The sequence below is a fragment of the Croceicoccus ponticola genome (assembly GCF_004004515.1).
In the GTDB taxonomy this organism is placed as follows: Bacteria; Pseudomonadota; Alphaproteobacteria; order Sphingomonadales; family Sphingomonadaceae; genus Croceicoccus; species Croceicoccus ponticola.
The window spans coordinates 23695-41088 of the sequence record NZ_RXOL01000005.1; the positions used below are offsets into that span (position 1 = coordinate 23695).

General features: G+C 64.2%; 22 protein-coding genes. 16 read left to right on the plus strand and 6 right to left on the minus strand.

Features of this window, described 5'->3' with window-relative positions; translation table 11 throughout:
• Positions 1 to 82: 82 nt before the first annotated feature.
• From EKN06_RS11450 to EKN06_RS11460, 3 genes are all read right to left on the minus strand, one after another.
• Complete coding sequence (locus tag EKN06_RS11450) at positions 83 to 292, minus strand: dodecin (protein WP_127613062.1); 210 nt, start codon at positions 290 to 292, stop codon at positions 83 to 85.
• 74 nt (positions 293 to 366) lie between these two features.
• A complete protein-coding gene (gene cobS / locus EKN06_RS11455) occupies positions 367 to 1344 on the minus strand; it encodes a cobaltochelatase subunit CobS (protein ID WP_127613063.1) in 978 nt (325 codons plus the stop codon).
• Positions 1345 to 1395: 51 nt separating this feature from the next.
• Positions 1396 to 2136, minus strand: coding sequence for a winged helix-turn-helix transcriptional regulator (locus EKN06_RS11460; RefSeq protein WP_127613064.1), 741 nt, complete (start codon positions 2134 to 2136; stop codon positions 1396 to 1398).
• Between the two features lie 91 nt (positions 2137 to 2227).
• Between EKN06_RS11460 and EKN06_RS11465 the strand changes: the two genes are divergently transcribed.
• From EKN06_RS11465 to EKN06_RS11495, 7 genes are read left to right on the plus strand one after another with little or no spacing between them, the layout of a single operon-like run.
• The gene (locus EKN06_RS11465; RefSeq protein WP_338068098.1) at positions 2228 to 2647 is read left to right on the plus strand and encodes a VOC family protein; all 420 of its coding nucleotides are present in this window, start codon (positions 2228 to 2230) and stop codon (positions 2645 to 2647) included.
• Positions 2648 to 2674: 27 nt separating this feature from the next.
• Positions 2675 to 3349 carry a glutathione S-transferase family protein gene (locus EKN06_RS11470; protein WP_127613066.1) on the plus strand — a complete coding sequence of 225 codons (675 nt, stop codon included), beginning with the start codon at positions 2675 to 2677 and terminating at the stop codon, positions 3347 to 3349.
• 1 nt (position 3350) lies between these two features.
• Positions 3351 to 3704, plus strand: coding sequence for a DUF1428 domain-containing protein (locus tag EKN06_RS11475; protein ID WP_127613067.1), 354 nt, complete (start codon positions 3351 to 3353; stop codon positions 3702 to 3704).
• A gap of 51 nt (positions 3705 to 3755) precedes the next feature.
• Positions 3756 to 4376, plus strand: a complete 621-nt coding sequence (locus EKN06_RS11480; protein ID WP_127613068.1) for a glutathione S-transferase family protein — start codon at positions 3756 to 3758, stop codon at positions 4374 to 4376.
• Positions 4373 to 4852 (plus strand): VOC family protein, encoded by a 480-nt coding sequence (locus EKN06_RS11485; RefSeq protein WP_127613069.1) that lies wholly within the window; start codon positions 4373 to 4375, stop codon positions 4850 to 4852. The genes EKN06_RS11480 and EKN06_RS11485 overlap by 4 nt, the downstream gene beginning before the upstream one ends.
• Positions 4852 to 5493 carry a glutathione S-transferase family protein gene (locus EKN06_RS11490; RefSeq protein ID WP_127613070.1) on the plus strand — a complete coding sequence of 214 codons (642 nt, stop codon included), beginning with the start codon at positions 4852 to 4854 and terminating at the stop codon, positions 5491 to 5493. Before EKN06_RS11485 ends, EKN06_RS11490 begins: the two co-directional genes overlap by 1 nt.
• Before the next feature lie 19 nt (positions 5494 to 5512).
• Positions 5513 to 5959, plus strand: a complete 447-nt coding sequence (locus EKN06_RS11495) for an SRPBCC domain-containing protein (RefSeq protein ID WP_127613071.1) — start codon at positions 5513 to 5515, stop codon at positions 5957 to 5959.
• A gap of 45 nt (positions 5960 to 6004) precedes the next feature.
• Here EKN06_RS11495 and EKN06_RS11500 read toward each other — a convergent pair whose 3' ends face one another.
• Positions 6005 to 6601, minus strand: a complete 597-nt coding sequence (locus tag EKN06_RS11500; protein WP_127613072.1) for a J domain-containing protein — start codon at positions 6599 to 6601, stop codon at positions 6005 to 6007.
• 61 nt (positions 6602 to 6662) lie between these two features.
• Here EKN06_RS11500 and EKN06_RS11505 point away from each other — a divergent pair, with 61 nt between their 5' ends.
• From EKN06_RS11505 to EKN06_RS11545, 9 genes are all read left to right on the plus strand, one after another.
• The gene (locus EKN06_RS11505; protein WP_127613073.1) at positions 6663 to 6947 is read left to right on the plus strand and encodes a BolA family protein; all 285 of its coding nucleotides are present in this window, start codon (positions 6663 to 6665) and stop codon (positions 6945 to 6947) included.
• 34 nt (positions 6948 to 6981) lie between these two features.
• On the plus strand, positions 6982 to 7887 hold the full coding sequence (locus tag EKN06_RS11510; protein ID WP_127613074.1) for a pirin family protein: 906 nt from the start codon (positions 6982 to 6984) through the stop codon (positions 7885 to 7887).
• A 36-nt stretch (positions 7888 to 7923) separates the two neighbouring features.
• Positions 7924 to 8586 carry an ATP phosphoribosyltransferase gene (gene hisG / locus EKN06_RS11515; RefSeq protein ID WP_127613075.1) on the plus strand — a complete coding sequence of 221 codons (663 nt, stop codon included), beginning with the start codon at positions 7924 to 7926 and terminating at the stop codon, positions 8584 to 8586.
• Positions 8586 to 9890 carry a histidinol dehydrogenase gene (gene hisD, locus EKN06_RS11520; protein WP_127613076.1) on the plus strand — a complete coding sequence of 435 codons (1305 nt, stop codon included), beginning with the start codon at positions 8586 to 8588 and terminating at the stop codon, positions 9888 to 9890. Before hisG ends, hisD begins: the two co-directional genes overlap by 1 nt.
• Positions 9891 to 9892: 2 nt before the next feature.
• Positions 9893 to 10417 carry a DUF1993 domain-containing protein gene (locus tag EKN06_RS11525; protein ID WP_127613077.1) on the plus strand — a complete coding sequence of 175 codons (525 nt, stop codon included), beginning with the start codon at positions 9893 to 9895 and terminating at the stop codon, positions 10415 to 10417.
• Positions 10417 to 10863, plus strand: coding sequence for a transcription antitermination factor NusB (nusB, locus tag EKN06_RS11530; RefSeq protein WP_205693882.1), 447 nt, complete (start codon positions 10417 to 10419; stop codon positions 10861 to 10863). The genes EKN06_RS11525 and nusB overlap by 1 nt, the downstream gene beginning before the upstream one ends.
• A gap of 2 nt (positions 10864 to 10865) precedes the next feature.
• Positions 10866 to 11786: a thiamine-phosphate kinase gene (gene thiL, locus EKN06_RS11535; protein WP_127613079.1), complete on the plus strand. Its 921-nt coding sequence runs from the start codon at positions 10866 to 10868 to the stop codon at positions 11784 to 11786.
• 137 nt (positions 11787 to 11923) lie between these two features.
• Positions 11924 to 14089 carry a sodium-translocating pyrophosphatase gene (locus EKN06_RS11540; protein WP_127613080.1) on the plus strand — a complete coding sequence of 722 codons (2166 nt, stop codon included), beginning with the start codon at positions 11924 to 11926 and terminating at the stop codon, positions 14087 to 14089.
• 136 nt (positions 14090 to 14225) lie between these two features.
• The gene (locus EKN06_RS11545) at positions 14226 to 15146 is read left to right on the plus strand and encodes an acyl-CoA thioesterase (RefSeq protein WP_127613081.1); all 921 of its coding nucleotides are present in this window, start codon (positions 14226 to 14228) and stop codon (positions 15144 to 15146) included.
• Positions 15147 to 15220: 74 nt separating this feature from the next.
• On the opposite strand, the gene EKN06_RS11550 is transcribed toward EKN06_RS11545, so the two are convergent.
• Both EKN06_RS11550 and EKN06_RS11555 read right to left on the minus strand, forming a co-directional pair.
• The gene (locus tag EKN06_RS11550) at positions 15221 to 16630 is read right to left on the minus strand and encodes a tetratricopeptide repeat protein (RefSeq protein WP_164844049.1); all 1410 of its coding nucleotides are present in this window, start codon (positions 16628 to 16630) and stop codon (positions 15221 to 15223) included.
• Positions 16631 to 16658: 28 nt separating this feature from the next.
• Positions 16659 to 17387, minus strand: coding sequence for a hypothetical protein (locus EKN06_RS11555; protein WP_127613083.1), 729 nt, complete (start codon positions 17385 to 17387; stop codon positions 16659 to 16661).
• Between the last annotated feature and the right edge of the window lie 7 nt (positions 17388 to 17394).

Below are 17394 nucleotides of genomic sequence, written 5' to 3' on the forward strand. Positions count from 1 at the left end.
TACGGGACAAGCGGCGGGCGCGGGAGCTTGGTGCGGCCCGGCCTGCCGCCTCTTGTTCCGGCGGGGCTGACCCGCGCGGCGCCTAATCCTCCAGCGCGAAGCCGACCTTGATGACGACCTGGTGCTGAACCGTGCCGTTGTCTTCGATATAGCCGCGCTGGCTGACGACCTCGTACCACTTGATGTTGCGGATCGAGGCTTGCGCACGTTTCAGCGCAGCCTTGATCGCGGCGTCGCTGCCTTCGTGCGACGTTCCGACGATCTCGCTCAGCTTGAACACATGATCGGTCATGGCATCCTCCTGCTCTGTTTTCTGGAACAGGAGGATAGCGCAATCTGCGGGCGAGGTCAGGCCCCGCGCGCTTATCAAGCTTTGTGGACGACGCTTTCGGGCAATTCCTTGCCGAACACGCGCTGATAATATTCGGCCACCAACATGCGTTCGGTCTCGTCGCACTTGTTGAGGAACGAGAGGCGGAAGGCAAAGCCGAGATCGCCGAGGATCTGCGTGTTCTGCGCCCACGAAATCACCGTGCGCGGGCTCATCACCGTGCTGATGTCGCCGTTCATAAAACCCTGCCGCGAAAGATCGGCGGTACGGACCATCTTGGCGATCGTGTCCGTATCCATTTCGGGCACCTTGGCATGGACGATCGCAACTTCGGTCGGTTCGGGAAGATAGTTCAGCCCGACGACGATGTTCCAGCGGTCCATCTGGCCCTGGTTGATCGCCTGCGTCCCGTGATAAAGCCCGCTGGTGTCGCCAAGTCCGACGGTGTTTGCCGTCGCGAACAGGCGGAACCACGGGTTGGGCCGAATCACCCGGTTCTGGTCCAGCAGCGTCAGCTTGCCCGCCGTTTCCAGCACGCGCTGGATCACGAACATCACGTCGGGGCGGCCCGCGTCGTATTCGTCGAACACAAGCGCGGTCGGCGTCTGCAGCGCCCACGGCAGCAGCCCTTCGCGAAATTCGGTGACTTGCAACCCGTCGCGCAGGACGATGGCGTCGCGGCCGACAAGATCGATGCGGCTGATGTGAGCGTCGAGGTTGATCCGCACGCAGGGCCAATTGAGCCGCGCGGCGACCTGTTCGATGTGCGTCGACTTGCCCGTGCCGTGATAGCCTTGGACCATCACGCGGCGGTTGTGGGCAAAGCCGGCAAGGATCGCCAGCGTCGTATCAGGATCGAAGACGTACGATTCGTCCGTATCGGGCACGCGCTCGTCCGGCCGAGAGAAGGCCGGGACCTTCATGTCGATATCGATTCCGAAGGTCGCGCGCACGTCGACTTCGATGTCGGGGGCGGCAAGCAGGGTCTGGTGGCTGTTGGTCATATCGTTCATCGCAAGGCGCGCGGTAAACGCCTGTGCGCCGCGCTGCAACAGGCGATGATGTCAGGTAGACTTTGAAATGACTTTCGAAGGCAGGGCAAACAGCGCCGCGAACCGATCGGCGATATCCCGGCTGCCGGACAATTCCAGCCCGAAATCGCGCTCCACCTCGTCCAACGGACGCTTGCCGTAGATATACGGGAGGATCGCATTGGGCGATGCGGCGGCGAACGACAGGTCGGCATCGGGCGACGCATGTTCGCTGCGCGCCACGCCCAGCTGACCGCCGGACAGCCGGGCGGTGAAGCGTTCTTCGCCAAATGCGAAGTCGACGACCATGTCGAGCCCCTCTGCCCGATCGGCATGGATCATCGTGCGCATCGACAACATGCACGACACCGGGGTCAGCGGCAGCGTCGGGTCGTGCGCCATCGACCGAACGGACCAACGGCCCAATACCTGCATGATCGTTTCCGTCTCGTAACCCCACTCGGTCAGTTCGTAGACCTGCGCCGAAGTCGGCGGCGGCAGCATGCGGCGCGTCAGCAGCCCTGCGGATTCCAGCGTTTCGAGCCGTTCGGTCAGCACCTTGGCGCTGATTCCCGGAAGGCTGGCACGCAGCCGCGAAAACCGCAGCGGGCCAAGCATCAGTTCGCGCAGGACCAGCATCGTCCAGCGTTCGCCCAGCAGTTCCATCGCGAACGCGGCACCACAGGCATCGCCATACCAGCGACCGTGAAATTCGCCCTGCCGGGCCACGTGTCCGGCTTGCGTTTCGATTGTGGTTTCCTTTTGAAACTTCATGGTTGCTTTTTGTAACCTGTTAACGCACGAATCGCAACGAAATAAGCGCGCGAGTCGCGCCGGACCTGCCGGAGAAGCCTGTATGCCAAGGATGATTTTCGTAAACCTGCCGGTCGCCGACCTTCCGCGATCGATGGCGTTCTACGACGCGCTTGGCTTCGTGAACGAGCCGAAGTTTACCGACGAAACCGCCGCCGCGATGCAGTGGTCGGACACTATCGTCGTCATGCTGTTGACCCATGCGAAATGGCATCAATTCACAGATCGCCCGATCACGTCCGACGGTTCGTCCAGCCTGCGCTTGTGTCTCAGTCTCGATACGCGAGACGAGGTCACCGAAATGAACCGACTTGCCGGAGAGCATGGCGGCACCGCCGACATCGATCCGCCGACCGAATACCCCTTCATGATGAGCCACGCCTTTGCCGATCCCGACGGGCATATCTGGGAACCGATGTGGATGGATCAGGCGGCGATGGAGGCTGGTCCGCCCGCCCAGACGGACGCCTGATCGAACGCCCAAGCAAGGACCACGACCATGCCGATAGATCCCAACGCACCGCTCGTCCTGACCGCCTATCGCTGGGTGCCATCGTTCGTGCACGGACTCGTCCGCGATGTCCGCGTGCGCTGGGCGTGCGAGGAGGCGGGACTGGCTTATGCAGAGGACCTGATCGACGTTCGGCACAAGCCCGACGGGTATGAAGCGGTGCAGCCGTGGAAGCAGGTCCCTGCCCTGCGCGACGGGGACGTGCGCTATTTCGAAAGTGGGGCGATCCTGCTGCACATCGCGGAAAAGGACGCGCGCCTGCTGCCGCCAGCGGGTCAGGCGCGGGCCGATACGATGTCGTGGTTTATTGCCGCGCTCAATTCGGTGGACCCCGGCGCGATCGAACTGAACAATGTGAATTTCTTTTCGCGCGGGCAGGACTGGGCCGAACAGCGGATGCCCAGCCTGATCGAAGGATTGGCCAAGAAGCTTGAGCCGGTGGCGCACCGATTGGCGCAGCGCGACTGGCTGGCCGGCGAATTTTCCATCGCCGACGTGCTGATGATCCACGTTCTGATGGCGATCGACAGCGCGAGCGACCTGATTTCGAGCCAGCCCACGCTTGCCGCCTATGTCGAACGGGGCAAGGCGCGCCCCGCGTGGCAACAGGCGCTGGCCGACCAGCTCGCCGCGTTCGAGCGCAATACGCCGAAGGAGAATTGAGATGTACGTTCAGGGCTTTGTCATTCCCGTGGCGGAAGGCCGGATGGAAGATTACCGGAAGATGGCCGCCGAAGCGGGCGAATGGTTCCGCGAATATGGCGCGATCGAAGTCGTGGAATGCGCAGAGGCCGACATCGTCGACGGCAAGACGACCGATTTCCGCATGGCGGTAAAAGCGCAGCCGGGCGAGAAGATCGTGTTTTCGTGGATGATCTGGCCCGACCGCGCGACATGCGACGCAGCAGCGGCAAAGATGCAGGAAGACGAACGCTTCAAGATGCCGGACGACATGCCGTTCGATGGCAAGCGCATGATCTTTGGCGGCTTCGACCCGATCTACACGCTGGGCCGTTGATGCCGGTGTCGCGCGGCATTCTGTGCGCAAACCCTACGAAGGGATAGGCCGATGAGCACGATAACCTTCTTTCACAATCCGATGAGCCGGGGCCAGATCGCCCGCTGGGCGCTGGAGGAAGTCGGCGCCGAATACGAAGTCGTGCCCGTTGCGTGGGACGCCAAGCCGCAGGCGCTGATCGACGTGAACCCGATGGGCAAGATCCCGACCATCGTCCACCACGCAGCAGACGGCGACCGGACGGTCACCGAGGGCGCGGCGATCTGCCACTACCTTGCCGAAATCCACCCTGAAGCCGGATTGTTGCCCACCGACCGTGAAAAGGCAGACTATTTCCGCTGGCTGTTTTTTGCCGCAGGGCCAGTCGAACAGGCGGTTACCGGCAAGGCGATGGGTTTTGCCCCCACCTCCGAACAGGAAGGGATGGCGGGCTTCGGCAATTTCGATCGCACGGTCGATACGCTGGAATGGTGGCTGGACAGTCATGATTACGTCTGCGGCGATCGTTTCACGATGGCGGATGTCTATGTCGGCAGCGCGGTCGATTGGGGGCTGATGTTCGGCACCCTGCCCGAACGCCCGTCGTTCACCGCCTATGCAACCCGCCTTCGCGCGCGTCGTGCTTATCGCCGGGGCAAGGAGCTGGACGGCATGGCGGGAGGTGCTGCATGATCCCGCCGATCCGCGCGTGCCTGTGGTACGATGGGGAGGCCGAACATGCGGCGCGCTTTTATGCCGCAACCTTTCCCGACAGCGCGGTCGGCACGATCATGCGCGCGCCGTCCGATTATCCCGATGGCGCGGCGGGCAGCGTGCTTACCGTGGAATTCACCGTGCTGGGCCAGCCCTGCATCGGCCTCAACGGTGGTGACACGTTCAAGCCGAACGAAAGCTTTTCGTTTCAGGTCGCGACCACGACGCAGGACGAAACCGATCGCTCCTGGAACGCCATCGTCGCAAATGGCGGCATGGAATCGGCGTGCGGCTGGTGCAAGGATCGCTGGGGCTTCAACTGGCAGATCACGCCCGTGCAATTGAGCGAGGGCATCGTCGACCCCGACCCCGCCGTCGCCAAACGGGTGTTCGAAGCAATGATGACAATGGGCAAGATCGACATCGCCGCGATCGAAGCGGCAAAGGCGGATTAATGGAACTCTACGGCCACCCCTTCTCGTCGTATACGTGGAAGGCGCAGATCGCGCTCCATGCGGCGGGGCTGGATTACCGGCTCAAGACCCTTGACCCCGGTCACCCCGACAACGCCGCATTTGTTGCGCGACACGGCGGCCCTTTCGGCAAGTTTCCTGTGCTGGACGATAGCGGCACCGTGGTGTTCGAGGCGACGTCGATCATCGAACACCTTGCCGCGCGTCACGAGCAGGCTGCGTTCCTGCTTCCGCCAGCCCGCGCAGCCGAATTGCGCAATCTTGACCGCGTGTTCGACAACTATGTCATGAACGTGATGCAGATCGTCGTGAACGAACAGTTGCGTGCGCCCGATGCCCCCGACACGGCTCGACAGGGCGAAGCACGGGAATTGTTGCGCAAGGCCTATGCCTGGCTGGAGCCGCGTGCCGGTGCATTGGGACTGGGGCCGGTCACGCTAGTCGAATGCGCGGCGGCCCCGTCGCTGTTCTATGCCGACTGGGTGGAGGAGATCGGCGACGATTGCCCAGAACTCAAAGCATTGCGCACACGATTGAACGCCTTGCCCGAAATGCGGGCGTGTATCGATGCGGCCTACCCCTATCGCGGATATTTCCCGCTTGGTGCGCCCAACAGGGACTGATCCGAAAACGGAGTTTCTCATGCACGAACTGAAAGTCACTCGCCTGATCGCAGCGCCGGTCGAACGTTGCTGGGACGTACTCGCCAACCGGCAGGAGGAATGGTGGTGCCCGGCCCCGTGGCGGATCGAGATGATCGAACAGGATCGCCGGCCCGGCGGGCGAAGCGCGATGATGATGCTGGGCCCCGATGGCGAAAAGATGCCGCAGGACGGAATCTTCCTCGCGTGGGACGAAGGGCGGCGGTTCGTCGTCACCGATGCGATCAGCCTGATGGGCGGCGATTACGAACCGGCCGATCCGTTCATGATCGGCACGTGGGAAGTCGTGCCCGAAGGTGACGGCACGCGCTACAACGCCTCTGCCCGCCACTGGACCGAAGAGGCGATGAACAACCACGCCGAAATGGGCTTCGACGATGGATGGGGCGCGGTCGCGGACCAGTTCAAGGCGATGTGCGAGGGCTGATCGAGGGACGAATCGCGGGGCAAATCGTGGGCCTATACGCCCGGCTCAAGTGAAACGCTGCGCCTTGCACAAGTGCTGATAGGCGGCGACGACGCGTTGCAGCCGGTCCTCGTGGCTCCGGTCCCCGCCGTTGCGGTCGGGGTGATAGCGGCGCACCAGTTCTGAATAACGCCGCCGCAACATCGGCCGGTCGGCGTCGAAACTCAGGCCCAGCTCCTCCAGCGCGCGCCGGTCGGCGGCGTCCAGCCCGCGCTGCCGGGCGTAGGCTTCCTGCTCCCACTGCTGTTCGCGATCGCCGCGGATGTTGCGCGCCCGCGCTGAAATCGCATCAAGCGGATCGTCGAAATCGGCCCAGCGCGGCGCATCGTTGCCCATGCCGGAATAGACCCGCGCATTGTGCCGCCAGCCCGCGATAGGCGATTGCGCGTCGAGTATCTCGTCCGCGCTCATCCCCTTGAAGAAATCGTAGCCCGCATTGAACGCGCGCACGTGTTCAAGACAGAACCAGCGCCAGTCGCCCGGCCCGTCGAAACTGGGTCCGCGCGATCCGGGCGCGCGGAAATCGCCCCCTTCCTCGCAGCCGGGAGCCTCGCAACAGCGCCCTTCGTTTTCGAACCGCCCGTGAAACCTGTCATATCGCATTGTGCCCCAAAGATTAGGGATCGCCTTTGCAAATGGAAGACCTGCCGCCATATCGGATCGCATGAACAGCACGTCCGGGCCCGCCGAAACCGAAATCCGCCAGCGGCTGAATGCCGCTTTTTCCCCGCAAACGCTGGTCGTCAGCAACGATAGCGCCAACCATCGCGGCCATTCTGGCGACGACGGGACGGGCGAATCGCATTTTTCCGTGATCATCGTGGCCGATGCGTTTGCCGGGGTGTCGCGGCTCGAACGTCAGCGCATGGTAAACCGCGCGCTGGGCGATCTTCCCGGCCAGCGGGTCCACGCACTGGCGATCAAGGCGAGCGCACCCGGCGAAGCGTGATGACCCGCACACCCTGCACACAAGGAGGCCCCGCATGACCAGTCCCGCTCCCTCTCCCTTTGCGCAGACCGTCACGCCGGTCGGTCACGATCTCGGCGGATTCGAAGTGCGCCGCGCCGTTCCGTCGGCCAATTGCCGGATGGTCGGACCGTTCGTGTTCGTCGACGAATTCGGCCCCGCAAGGCTGGAGCCCGGCAGTGGCATGGATGTGCGCCCACACCCGCATATCGGACTAGCGACGGTGACCTATTTGTTCGAAGGCGCGATCGATCATCGCGATTCGCTGGGTTCGTTCGCCACTATCCGTCCCGGCGCGGTCAACCTGATGACTGCGGGGCGCGGCATCGTCCATTCCGAACGCACCCCCGCGCCCGAACGCGCGTCGGGCATGCCCCTGTTCGGGATGCAGACATGGCTCGCGCTCCCCGAACGCCTGGAAGAAACCGACCCCGCGTTCGAAGGGATCGCCGCGGATGCCCTGCCGCTGTTGACCGATGGCGGGGTGCAGGCGCGGGTCATCATGGGATCGCTTTGGGGACAGGCCGCGCCCACCACCTGCCATTCCGAAACGATCTATGCCGACATCGCGCTCGATACAGGGGGCGCCATCCCTCTGGACGCCGATGCCGACGAACGCGCCGTCATGCTCGTTTCGGGTGAGGCAAGCGTCGATGGCGAACCGCTCGAACTTTATGCGCTCCACGTCCTGCAACCGGGCCGCGCGATGACGCTGGACAGCGGGCGCGGCGGGCGCGTCATGCTGTTGGGCGGGGAAACGATGGGTCCGCGCCGGGTGTGGTGGAACTTCGTGTCCAGCCGGATGGAACGCATCGAACAGGCGAAAGAGGATTGGAAAGCGGGCCGTTTCCCGCTCGTTCCGGGGGATGACAAGGAATTCATCCCCATTCCCGAAAAGCCCAAGACGGTCAGTTACCCCTAGCCTTGACGGCCCGCGGGGCCTATCTGCGCCGCTGTCATGACCTCTACTCTCACATTCGCCGTGCCCAAGGGCCGTATTCTCGAAGAAGCGCTTCCGCTGATGGCGCGCGCAGGGATCGTTCCCGAACCGGGCTTTCACGACAAGAAGAACCGCGCGCTTTCGTTCGCTTGCGAAGATCCGCACACGCGCATCATCCGCGTGCGCGCTTTCGACGTGGCGACGTTCGTGGCGCACGGCGCGGCACAGGCGGGGATCGTCGGTTCCGACGTGATCGAAGAATTCGATTATTCCGACCTTTACGCGCCCGTCGATCTCGACATCGGGCACTGCCGGCTGTCCATCGCGGAACCTAAGGATGGCATCGAAGGCGAATTCGACAACGCCAGCCACCTTCGCGTCGCGACGAAGTATCCCAACCTCACCCGCCGCTGGTTCGAAGCGCGCGGCATCCAGGCCGAATGCGTGAAGCTGAACGGCGCGATGGAACTGGCCCCGTCGCTGGGACTCGCCACGCGGATCGTCGATCTGGTGTCCACCGGCACGACGCTGCGCGAAAACGGCCTGGTTGAAACTGCCGAACTGCTGCCGGTGTCGGCGCGGCTGATCGTTAACCGCGCCGCGCTGAAAACCGATCCCGAACGGCTCGGCGCGCTGATCGAGAGTTTCCGCGCTCTTTCGGACAGTGCGAAGGCCGCCTGATGAAGCGGCTCGTTTCCTCCGACCCCGGCTTTGCCAAGGCGTTTGCCCGGCTTGTCGCCGATAGGCGGGATGTGGACGACGATGTGTCGCGCGACGTGCGCCGTATCCTCGAACGCGTGAGGACAGAAGGCGACGACGCGCTGATCGATTACACCAAGCGTTTCGATCACTGGGATCTCGTGTCCGATGGCGATTGGCGGATCGACGCGCAGGCGTGCGAAGCGGCCTATCACGCGCTGGACGGCACTTTGCGCGATGCCCTGGAAACCGCCGCTGAACGCGTGCGCGCCTATCACGCGGCGCAATTGCCGGAACGGCGCGACTATCGCGACGATGCGGGCGTGCGGCTGGGCGCGATCTGGCGGCCAGTCGATGCTGCCGGACTTTACGTTCCGGGCGGACGCGCGGCCTATCCTTCGTCGCTGTTGATGAACGCCATTCCGGCCAAGGTCGCCGGTGTGGGCCGTCTGGCCGTCGTCACGCCCACTCCGCGCGGCGTGGTAAATCCGCTGGTGCTGGCCGCCGCTCACATTGCAGGCGTGGACGAAATCTGGCGCATCGGGGGGGCGCAGGCCGTGGCCGCTCTGGCCTATGGCACCGATCGCATCGCGCCCGTCGATGTCGTCACCGGCCCCGGCAATGCCTGGGTCGCAGAGGCGAAGCGACAGCTTTACGGCACCGTCGGCATCGACATGGTCGCGGGGCCCAGCGAAATTCTCGTGATCGCGGACGGGCTGAACGATCCGGGCTTCATCGCCGCCGATTTGTTGAGCCAGGCCGAACACGATCCGGTCGCGCAATCGATCCTGATTACCGACAATGCCGAATTCGCGGACCGCGTTGCCGACCGTGTCGGGGTGGAACTGGCGCAGCTTTCCACGCGCAAGGTCGCCGAACAGTCGTGGAAAGACCACGGCGTCATCATCGAGGTTGCCTCGCTGGACGAAGCATCCGCGCTGGCCAATGCGCTGGCCGCCGAGCATGTCGAACTGGCCGTTGCCGATCCCGAACCGTTCCTCGAATCCATCCGCCACGCAGGATCGGTGTTCATCGGACGCAATTCGCCCGAGGCCATCGGTGATTACGTCGCGGGGCCGAACCACGTGCTGCCCACCGGCCGCCGCGCGCGTTTCGCCAGCGGGCTGTCGGTGCTCGACTTCATGAAACGCACCAGCTTCATCGAACTGGACGACGACGCGCTCGCCGCGATCGGCCCTGCCGCCGTCGCACTGGCAGAGGCAGAGGGGCTACCCGCTCATGCGCGCTCCGTCTCCATCCGGCTCGACCGGCGCAAAGGAAACTGACGATGCCTATCACGCTTTACGACGCATTCGTGCCCACCTGCCTGCAACAGCTTGGCGCGGTCGCGAACCTGCTGGACAAGGCAGAGGCCCATTGCGAGGCCGAAGGGTGGGCCCCGGCGCGCATCATCAACGCTCGTCTTGCGCCCGACATGTTCGATTTCGCCTATCAGGTGAAATCGTGCCACACGCATTCCGCCTATGCGATCGACCGGGTGAAGAGCGGTACCTTTGAGCCGGAGCGGAGCGAGCCGCCGCAGGATTTCGCCGGGCTGAAGGCCAAGATCGCCGATGCTATCGCCAAACTGCGAGCGATCGATCCGGTCGAGATGGAAGCGTTGATCGGCGCGGATGCGGAGTTCCGCTATCGCGACTGGCATATGCCCTTCACGGCGGAAAATTTCCTGCTGAGCTTTTCGCAACCCAACTTCCAGTTCCACGCCGCCTCCACTTACGCCATCCTGCGCATGCTTGGGGTAAAGGTGGGCAAGATGGATTACCTCGGCGCCATGCGCATGAAAGAAGCCTGATGAACGCGAAATCCAAATCCCGCTCTGCCGCGCGCCTCGCCGCGGTTCAGGCACTGTACCAGTTGGACATGGAGAATACGCCGCTTGCCCGTCTGCTCGATGAATTCCACCAGCACCGGCTGGGCCGCGAGATCGAGGACGCGCAATACGCCGATGCGGAGGTCGCGTTCTTCGATGATCTGGTAAAGGGTGTCGAAGCGCGCCGCGACGAAATCGACGGGTTGGTTTCGGACAAACTGGCCGAGGGCTGGACCCTGCGCCGGCTGGATCGCACGATGATTCAGATTCTGCGCTGCGGCGCTTACGAACTGCTCGCCCGCCCTGACGTGCCCAAGGCGGCGGCGATCACCGAATATGTCGACGTCGCCCACGCATTCTTCGAACCGCGCGAGGCGAAGTTCGTGAACGGGCTGCTCGACGCCATCGCGAAAGACGTTCGGGACTGATCATGACGGCGACGGCAGCGGGGGCCAGCGGCGAGGAACGCTTCATCGCCGCCCTGCGCTCCATCGCCACCGATCCCGCCGCGCGCGGGCTTGCCGACGATGCCGCCGAACTGAAGGTCGGCGGCGCGACGCTGATCGTCACCCACGACATGATGGTCGAAGGCGTCCACTGGCTTCGCGGGCAGGACATGGCCGACGTGGCGTGGAAGTTGGTGGCGGTAAACTTGTCCGACCTTGCCGCCAAAGCAGCGCGGCCGGTGGCGCTCATGCTGGGCTATACGTTGGGCGATGCGCGGGAAGACGCGCGTTTTGCCGAAGGACTCCGCGAAGCTGTCACCACGTTCGGCGTACCGCTCTTGGGTGGCGATACCGTGGCCGCGCCCAGCGGGTCGGCCCGCGCCGTGGGGCTGACCGCGATTGGGGAGGCGACCGCGACACCATCGCCCGCCCGCGCCGATGCGAAGGCGGGAGAGGCGCTGTGGGTCACCGGCACGATCGGCAACGCGCTGGCGGGATACGAAGCGCTGGTCGCGGGCGATTTCGGCCCCGCCTCGCTCTCCTACCGTCGCCCGCGGCCGCGTATCGCCGAGGGGCTCGCACTGGCCGGAATCGTGTCCGCCATGATGGACATTTCCGACGGACTGCTGCTCGACGCCAGCCGCATGGCCGACGCCAGCGGCACGACCATCGCGATCGACTGCGCCGCCGTGCCGATCCATCCTGCACTGACCGACCGAGCGCTCGAGGCAATGACCTGGGGCGATGATTACCAGTTGCTCTTCACTCTTCTCCCCGGCGCCGAACCGCCGGTGACCGCAACCCGCATCGGCATCGTTCACCCGCGCGGGGTGCACGCGCTGTTGCTGGACGGTGCGCCTTTGCCAATGGGTCAAGTGCTTGGATATCGTCACACAAACACCTGAATCGACTTGCGCGACGCGAACCGTGACCAAAATGGCCTGTGCAAAGCGCGCTTGCGCCCCGGCCCTTTCCGTGTAGCTTCCCCGCCAGACACCCCGCGCAAAAAGGGGTGCGATAATAAACTGGAGGGGATTGCGTAGTGAACTTGGTCACGATCGCCATAGTCCTGGGACTGCTCGCCGTAGTGTACGGCTTCGTCACAAGTCGCCAGGTATTGGGTGCTGCCGCGGGCAGCGAAAAAATGCAGGAAATCGCCGCCGCCATTCAGGAAGGGGCTCAGGCCTACCTGAAACGGCAATATACAACCATCGCCATCGTTGGCGTGATCGTCGCGGTGCTGGTAGCCGTATTCCTCGGCCCAATCAGCGCGATTGGGTTCGTGATCGGCTCGATCCTGTCAGGCGTCGCGGGCTTTATCGGGATGAACATCTCGGTCCGCGCCAACGTGCGCACCGCGGCTGCGGCGCAAACGGGCCTGCAAGAAGGCCTGACACTGGCGTTTCGCGCAGGGGCCATCACCGGCATGCTGGTGGCGGGCCTTGCACTGCTCGCGATCGCGATCTTCTATTATTACCTCACCGAACTGGCCGGTTTCACGGTCGGCAGCGATGATCGCACGGTTGTCGACGCGCTCGTCGCGCTGGCTTTTGGTGCATCGCTGATCTCGATCTTCGCCCGGCTTGGCGGCGGTATCTTTACCAAGGCCGCCGACGTTGGCGCCGATCTGGTCGGCAAGGTAGAGGCAGGCATTCCCGAAGACGATCCGCGCAACCCCGCCGTGATCGCGGACAACGTGGGCGACAACGTCGGCGACTGCGCCGGCATGGCGGCCGACCTGTTCGAAACCTATGTCGTCACCGTCGGCGCCACCATGGTGCTGACTGCATTGCTGTTCGGGGGCGTGGCCAAACTCGAAGGACTGATGGCCCTGCCGTTGCTGATTGGCGGTGCCTGCATCGTCACTTCGATCATCGGCACCTATTTCGTCCGGCTTGGCGCGAAACAGTCGATCATGGGCGCGATGTACAAGGGCTTCCTCGTCACCGCGGTCCTGTCGATCCCCGCCATCTTCTTCGTCACGCAACTGGCGCTGGGCGACATGAACGCCCCGATCCAGGCCAGCGACGCCGGCCTGATCGCAAACGTCGACGTCGGCATGCCACTTTCCGAAGAAGGCATGGCTTCGCAAGTCGGCGGCTTTACCGGCATGGATCTGTTCTGGTGTTCGATGCTGGGCCTTGCCATCACCGGTCTCATCATCTGGATCACCGAGTACTACACCGGCACACAGTTCCGTCCGGTTCGGTCCATCGCCAAATCGTCGGAAACCGGCCACGGCACGAACGTGATCCAGGGTCTTGCCATCAGCATGGAAGCGACCGCGCTTCCCACGCTGGTCATCGTGACGGGCATCATCATCGCCTATCAGCTCGCCGGGCTGATCGGCATCGCCTATGGTGCAACCGCGATGCTGGCGCTGGCCGGAATGGTCGTGGCGCTCGATGCATACGGACCTGTCACCGACAACGCCGGCGGCATTGCCGAAATGGCGGGACTCGATGATACGGTGCGCGCCCGCACCGACGCGCTGGATGCCGTGGGCAACACGACAAAGGCCGTGACCAAGGGTTACGCGATCGGATCGGCGGGGCTTGCCGCGCTGGTCCTGTTCGCTGCCTATACTACCGACCTTGCCCACTTTTTCCCGGAACTTGACGTCGATTTCAGCCTTGAAAATCCGTACGTCATAGTCGGGCTGCTGCTGGGCGCATTGCTGCCATACCTGTTCGGTTCGATGGGCATGACAGCGGTGGGCCGCGCGGCGGGCGACGTGGTAAAGGACGTTCGCGACCAGTTCGCCAACGACCCCGGCATCATGTTGGGCACCAGCAAGCCGAACTACGCCCGCACGGTCGATCTGGTGACGAAAGCTGCGATCAAGGAAATGATCGTGCCTTCGCTCTTGCCGGTGCTGGCACCAATCGTGGTGTATTACGTCATCACAGCGGTCGCGGGGCAGCAGAACGGCTTTGCCGCGCTGGGCGCCTTGTTGCTGGGCGTCATCGTCGGCGGGTTGTTCCTCGCCCTTTCGATGACCAGCGGCGGCGGCGCGTGGGACAATGCCAAGAAGTACATCGAAGACGGCAACCACGGCGGCAAGGGCAGCGAAGCCCATAAGGCGGCCGTGACGGGCGATACTGTGGGAGATCCGTACAAGGATACCGCCGGCCCCGCCGTCAACCCGATGATCAAGATCACCAATATCGTGGCCCTGTTGCTGCTTGCCGCACTCGCGGCCGGCTGACAGGAACCGCCACCTGCGTTGGGGGAAAAAGCCCCGTCCGGAGCGATCCTGGCGGGGCTTTTGCTTGCCGGGACGCACCACCGGTGCGCTGCGCTGTGCAATTGACCCCGAAACAAAGCGGTTGCATGGCGTGGGCATGAAAGAAACCCGCCGCTCGCTTCTCGACGGATCCGATCAGGACCGTGTCGACATCCTCAACCGACTGCTGACAGTCGATCGCGTCGCGCACGATGTCTTCATTGCACCGCGCATGCCGGACGGGGTCGGCCGGATTTTCGGCGGGCAGGTCGTGTCGCAGGCGCTGGCCGCCGCGCAGCAGACCATCGACGACGGTCGCAACCCCCATTCGCTGCACGCCTATTTCCTGCGCGGTGGCGACGAAGCCTATCCCATAGAGCTGCGGGTCGAACGCGACTTCGACGGCGGCAGCTTTTCCAACCGTCGCGTCATCGCGTCGCAGAACGGCACGCCGATCCTGAACCTGACCGCATCGTTCCAGCGCAAGTCGCTGGCCCCGCAATGGCCGGTCGCGATGCCTGATATTCTGGGACCCGACGGGCTCGTCGACGAACTGGACGCGCCGACACGGCAGCAATCGGTGGATTACGATGGCCCACCTCCGGCACTGGTGCGCCATCGCCCGTTCGAAATGCGCGCGCCTGCTTCGCAATGGGACGCGAGCAAGCTGCCAGAAGGGCCCACATTCTACTGGTTCCGGCTTACCGCGCCGCTGCCTGATGATCCGGCGATCCATCGCTTGGCGCTCGCCTACATCAGCGATTACGGATTGCTCTCGACCGCGCTGTTTCGCCGGGCCCTGCGCATGCAATTCCACGCGGCACGCATCGCCAGCCTCGACCATGCGCTTTGGTTCCATGACGATTTCCGGGCCGACGACTGGCTGGTTTTCGTAACCGATTCGCCGTGGCTCGGCCATGGCAGGGCTCTGACGCGGGGGCAGTTCTTTACCCGCGACGGGCGGCTCGTCGCGTCGGCCGCTCAGGAAGGAATGATCCGCATGCCGGAAGGCAGCTACACCCCGCCGCCACGGCCCTAACCTCGAGAAATTGGCCTTATTCGAATTGCCCCAGTTTGATTTCGCGCCACGAATGGCGGCGAATATTCCCGGCGTCAGTCGGCCTTTGCGACGCGGACAGCGCCGTTGCCGGCCTTTGTGGCGGCCTTGGCTATGGGAAGACAGCCCTGGCCACTCGCCTTTACCGCCTGGCACATCTGCGATGCGGTTTTCGCATCGAAGCCGCCGGCGGCGACGCGCCAGTAATCCTTGCCGTCCACCTTGGCCAGCGTGATCACCGGCTGTTGGCCCTTGAGATTGGTGTAGCGCGACTGGAACACCTTCCAGCCAGCCCGGGCGGCGGCTTCGGACGAATACGAGCCGAGCTGCGCCACGTGCGATCCTCCCGCACCGGGTGCGGGCAGGGCCGCAGCGGATTGCTTAGCAGGTGCCTTGCTGGCCGGGGCCATGGCGACTTTCGTGGCAACGGGCTTGGCCACAACTGATTGCTTCGCTGTCGGCTGGGCAAATGCCTGCTGCATCGTGGCGCGCGGTTCGGCGGCCTTTGAAGCGGGGATCGCGGCGATTTTCACTTCGGATTTCGCAGGCTCGGCACGGGCCACCACGACGGGAGCGGGCGCCTTCGCCAAGACGGGCTTAGCTGCAACCGGTTGAAGTGCGGCGGCCATCGCCGGTGCGGGCGCTGGCGCGGGCGCGGGCGCAGGTGCTGCAGCGACCATGACCGGCACGGGCTTGGCAACCGGTTTGGCCGCGGGGAAGTTTGCCAGCGCAAGCTCGGTCGGCATGCCCCTGTCGGCCTGCACCGTTGCGCCAACCAGCGCGGCGACACGCGCCGCTGCATATTCGGGACGGGCATTCATCGCCCATTCGGTCATGCGGCGATCGAGCACGTCGAGCGAGACGTCCTGCGACGCCATCAGCCGCGCCTCGCGCCAGCGGCCATCAAGGGCATAGGCATAGGCAAGGTTCTGGCGCGACTTCGGCGTATCGTTGCCTGCGCGAATGTCGGCGGAGATCACTTCGACCCCGCGCGCGGTTTCACCGGCTAGCGCAAAGGCAAGACCGCGATCGGCGGCGGGAATGGAATTGCCCTGCTGGGCAAGGATGGCGACGGCGGCACGTGACGAGCCACTGCCGATTTCGGCCAACGCCAGCATCAGCGCCACGCGCGGGCTGCTTTCGCCCAGCAAGACCGCATCGCCCAGTGCGCTGCGCGCCGAGGTAAGGCGTCCGGCGCGCAAGTAGGCCTGACCCAGAAGCGCGCGGCGATTGGCGTCACGCGGTGCTTCGCCGACGGCCTTTTCGGCGTGGTGCACGGCGCGGTCGACGTCGTTTTCCTGCAACGCTTCGCTCGCCTTGTCGACCGAACGGTCACCAGCGATCGCGGGCAGCGCCACGAACGCCCCGGCGAGCATGGAACCGGCCAAAAGGGGTGCGACGACGGCGCGCAGGGCGGATTGCAGGCCGCTCGTGCTCGTCGGTTCGAATCGGAAGCTCTTGCTCATCTGTGCGGTCCTTGCCTTCGATTGCTCGTCAATTCCACGTCGTGGAATTGACGCTGGTGTTATCATTCCTGGACGCGAGCGCACCAAGATAATCCTCGATTGCGCGGGTCGCGATCGACGTCTCGTCGAGCCCTTCGCGATAAGCGGCGTCGATCAGACGTTCGCGCGTCGCGTGATCGAGATGGAGCACTGTGATCGGGCCCCTCCCGAATATCGCGGCAACGAAACGGGCCCAACCGGCACGGATCGATCCGAACAGGCCGATCGGCACTTCGTCGGCGAGCGCCAGTTCGAGAGTGTCGTCTGCGTAAGGATCGGCGTAGGCCGGCATCGGCTGGGCGGTTGCCGCAGCCTGAAGCCGTTCCTGCATCGCCCCGACGGGGTTTGCCGGAACGGTCGGTTCCCATGCGGGCGCCGATGCATTCCAGTCCGAGCTTTCGTCATCGTAGCTGTCCGCTTCATCCCAGTCGGAATCGTCGGGGTTGGCGTTGACGTAAAGCGATTCGGGCGAATTGGTCATCGCCGTCAGGCCGATGGCGCTGCGCGCGCCGCCAACCACCGGTGCCGGACCTTCGCCCATGTCGTTCCAGCCGCAATCGTCCTCAGCGCCGGTCAGCCAGCCCGAAAGCCCGCCCCCGCCGCTGTTGCCGAAACCGGTCTGCTGAATCTGTGCCTGACGACGCATCGCCGGGCGCGCTGCCCCCTTCTTGGCGAGCAGTCCGCCGCCGGCCGAAGGTCCCAGAGTGCTGCCTGTCATCATCTCC

Bases quoted from the DNA above. Each gene is read 5' to 3' on its own strand.
- EKN06_RS11450 (WP_127613062.1), bottom strand. From the start codon at position 292: ATGACCGATCATGTGTTCAAGCTGAGCGAGATCGTCGGAACGTCGCAC.
- cobS (WP_127613063.1), bottom strand. From the start codon at position 1,344: ATGAACGATATGACCAACAGCCACCAGACCCTGCTTGCCGCCCCCGAC.
- EKN06_RS11460 (WP_127613064.1), bottom strand. From the start codon at position 2,136: ATGAAGTTTCAAAAGGAAACCACAATCGAAACGCAAGCCGGACACGTG.
- EKN06_RS11465 (WP_338068098.1), top strand. From the start codon at position 2,228: ATGATTTTCGTAAACCTGCCGGTCGCCGACCTTCCGCGATCGATGGCG.
- EKN06_RS11470 (WP_127613066.1), top strand. From the start codon at position 2,675: ATGCCGATAGATCCCAACGCACCGCTCGTCCTGACCGCCTATCGCTGG.
- EKN06_RS11475 (WP_127613067.1), top strand. From the start codon at position 3,351: ATGTACGTTCAGGGCTTTGTCATTCCCGTGGCGGAAGGCCGGATGGAA.
- EKN06_RS11480 (WP_127613068.1), top strand. From the start codon at position 3,756: ATGAGCACGATAACCTTCTTTCACAATCCGATGAGCCGGGGCCAGATC.
- EKN06_RS11485 (WP_127613069.1), top strand. From the start codon at position 4,373: ATGATCCCGCCGATCCGCGCGTGCCTGTGGTACGATGGGGAGGCCGAA.
- EKN06_RS11490 (WP_127613070.1), top strand. From the start codon at position 4,852: ATGGAACTCTACGGCCACCCCTTCTCGTCGTATACGTGGAAGGCGCAG.
- EKN06_RS11495 (WP_127613071.1), top strand. From the start codon at position 5,513: ATGCACGAACTGAAAGTCACTCGCCTGATCGCAGCGCCGGTCGAACGT.
- EKN06_RS11500 (WP_127613072.1), bottom strand. From the start codon at position 6,601: ATGCGATATGACAGGTTTCACGGGCGGTTCGAAAACGAAGGGCGCTGT.
- EKN06_RS11505 (WP_127613073.1), top strand. From the start codon at position 6,663: ATGAACAGCACGTCCGGGCCCGCCGAAACCGAAATCCGCCAGCGGCTG.
- EKN06_RS11510 (WP_127613074.1), top strand. From the start codon at position 6,982: ATGACCAGTCCCGCTCCCTCTCCCTTTGCGCAGACCGTCACGCCGGTC.
- hisG (WP_127613075.1), top strand. From the start codon at position 7,924: ATGACCTCTACTCTCACATTCGCCGTGCCCAAGGGCCGTATTCTCGAA.
- hisD (WP_127613076.1), top strand. From the start codon at position 8,586: ATGAAGCGGCTCGTTTCCTCCGACCCCGGCTTTGCCAAGGCGTTTGCC.
- EKN06_RS11525 (WP_127613077.1), top strand. From the start codon at position 9,893: ATGCCTATCACGCTTTACGACGCATTCGTGCCCACCTGCCTGCAACAG.
- nusB (WP_205693882.1), top strand. From the start codon at position 10,417: ATGAACGCGAAATCCAAATCCCGCTCTGCCGCGCGCCTCGCCGCGGTT.
- thiL (WP_127613079.1), top strand. From the start codon at position 10,866: ATGACGGCGACGGCAGCGGGGGCCAGCGGCGAGGAACGCTTCATCGCC.
- EKN06_RS11545 (WP_127613081.1), top strand. From the start codon at position 14,226: ATGAAAGAAACCCGCCGCTCGCTTCTCGACGGATCCGATCAGGACCGT.
- EKN06_RS11550 (WP_164844049.1), bottom strand. From the start codon at position 16,630: ATGAGCAAGAGCTTCCGATTCGAACCGACGAGCACGAGCGGCCTGCAA.
- EKN06_RS11555 (WP_127613083.1), bottom strand. From the start codon at position 17,387: ATGACAGGCAGCACTCTGGGACCTTCGGCCGGCGGCGGACTGCTCGCC.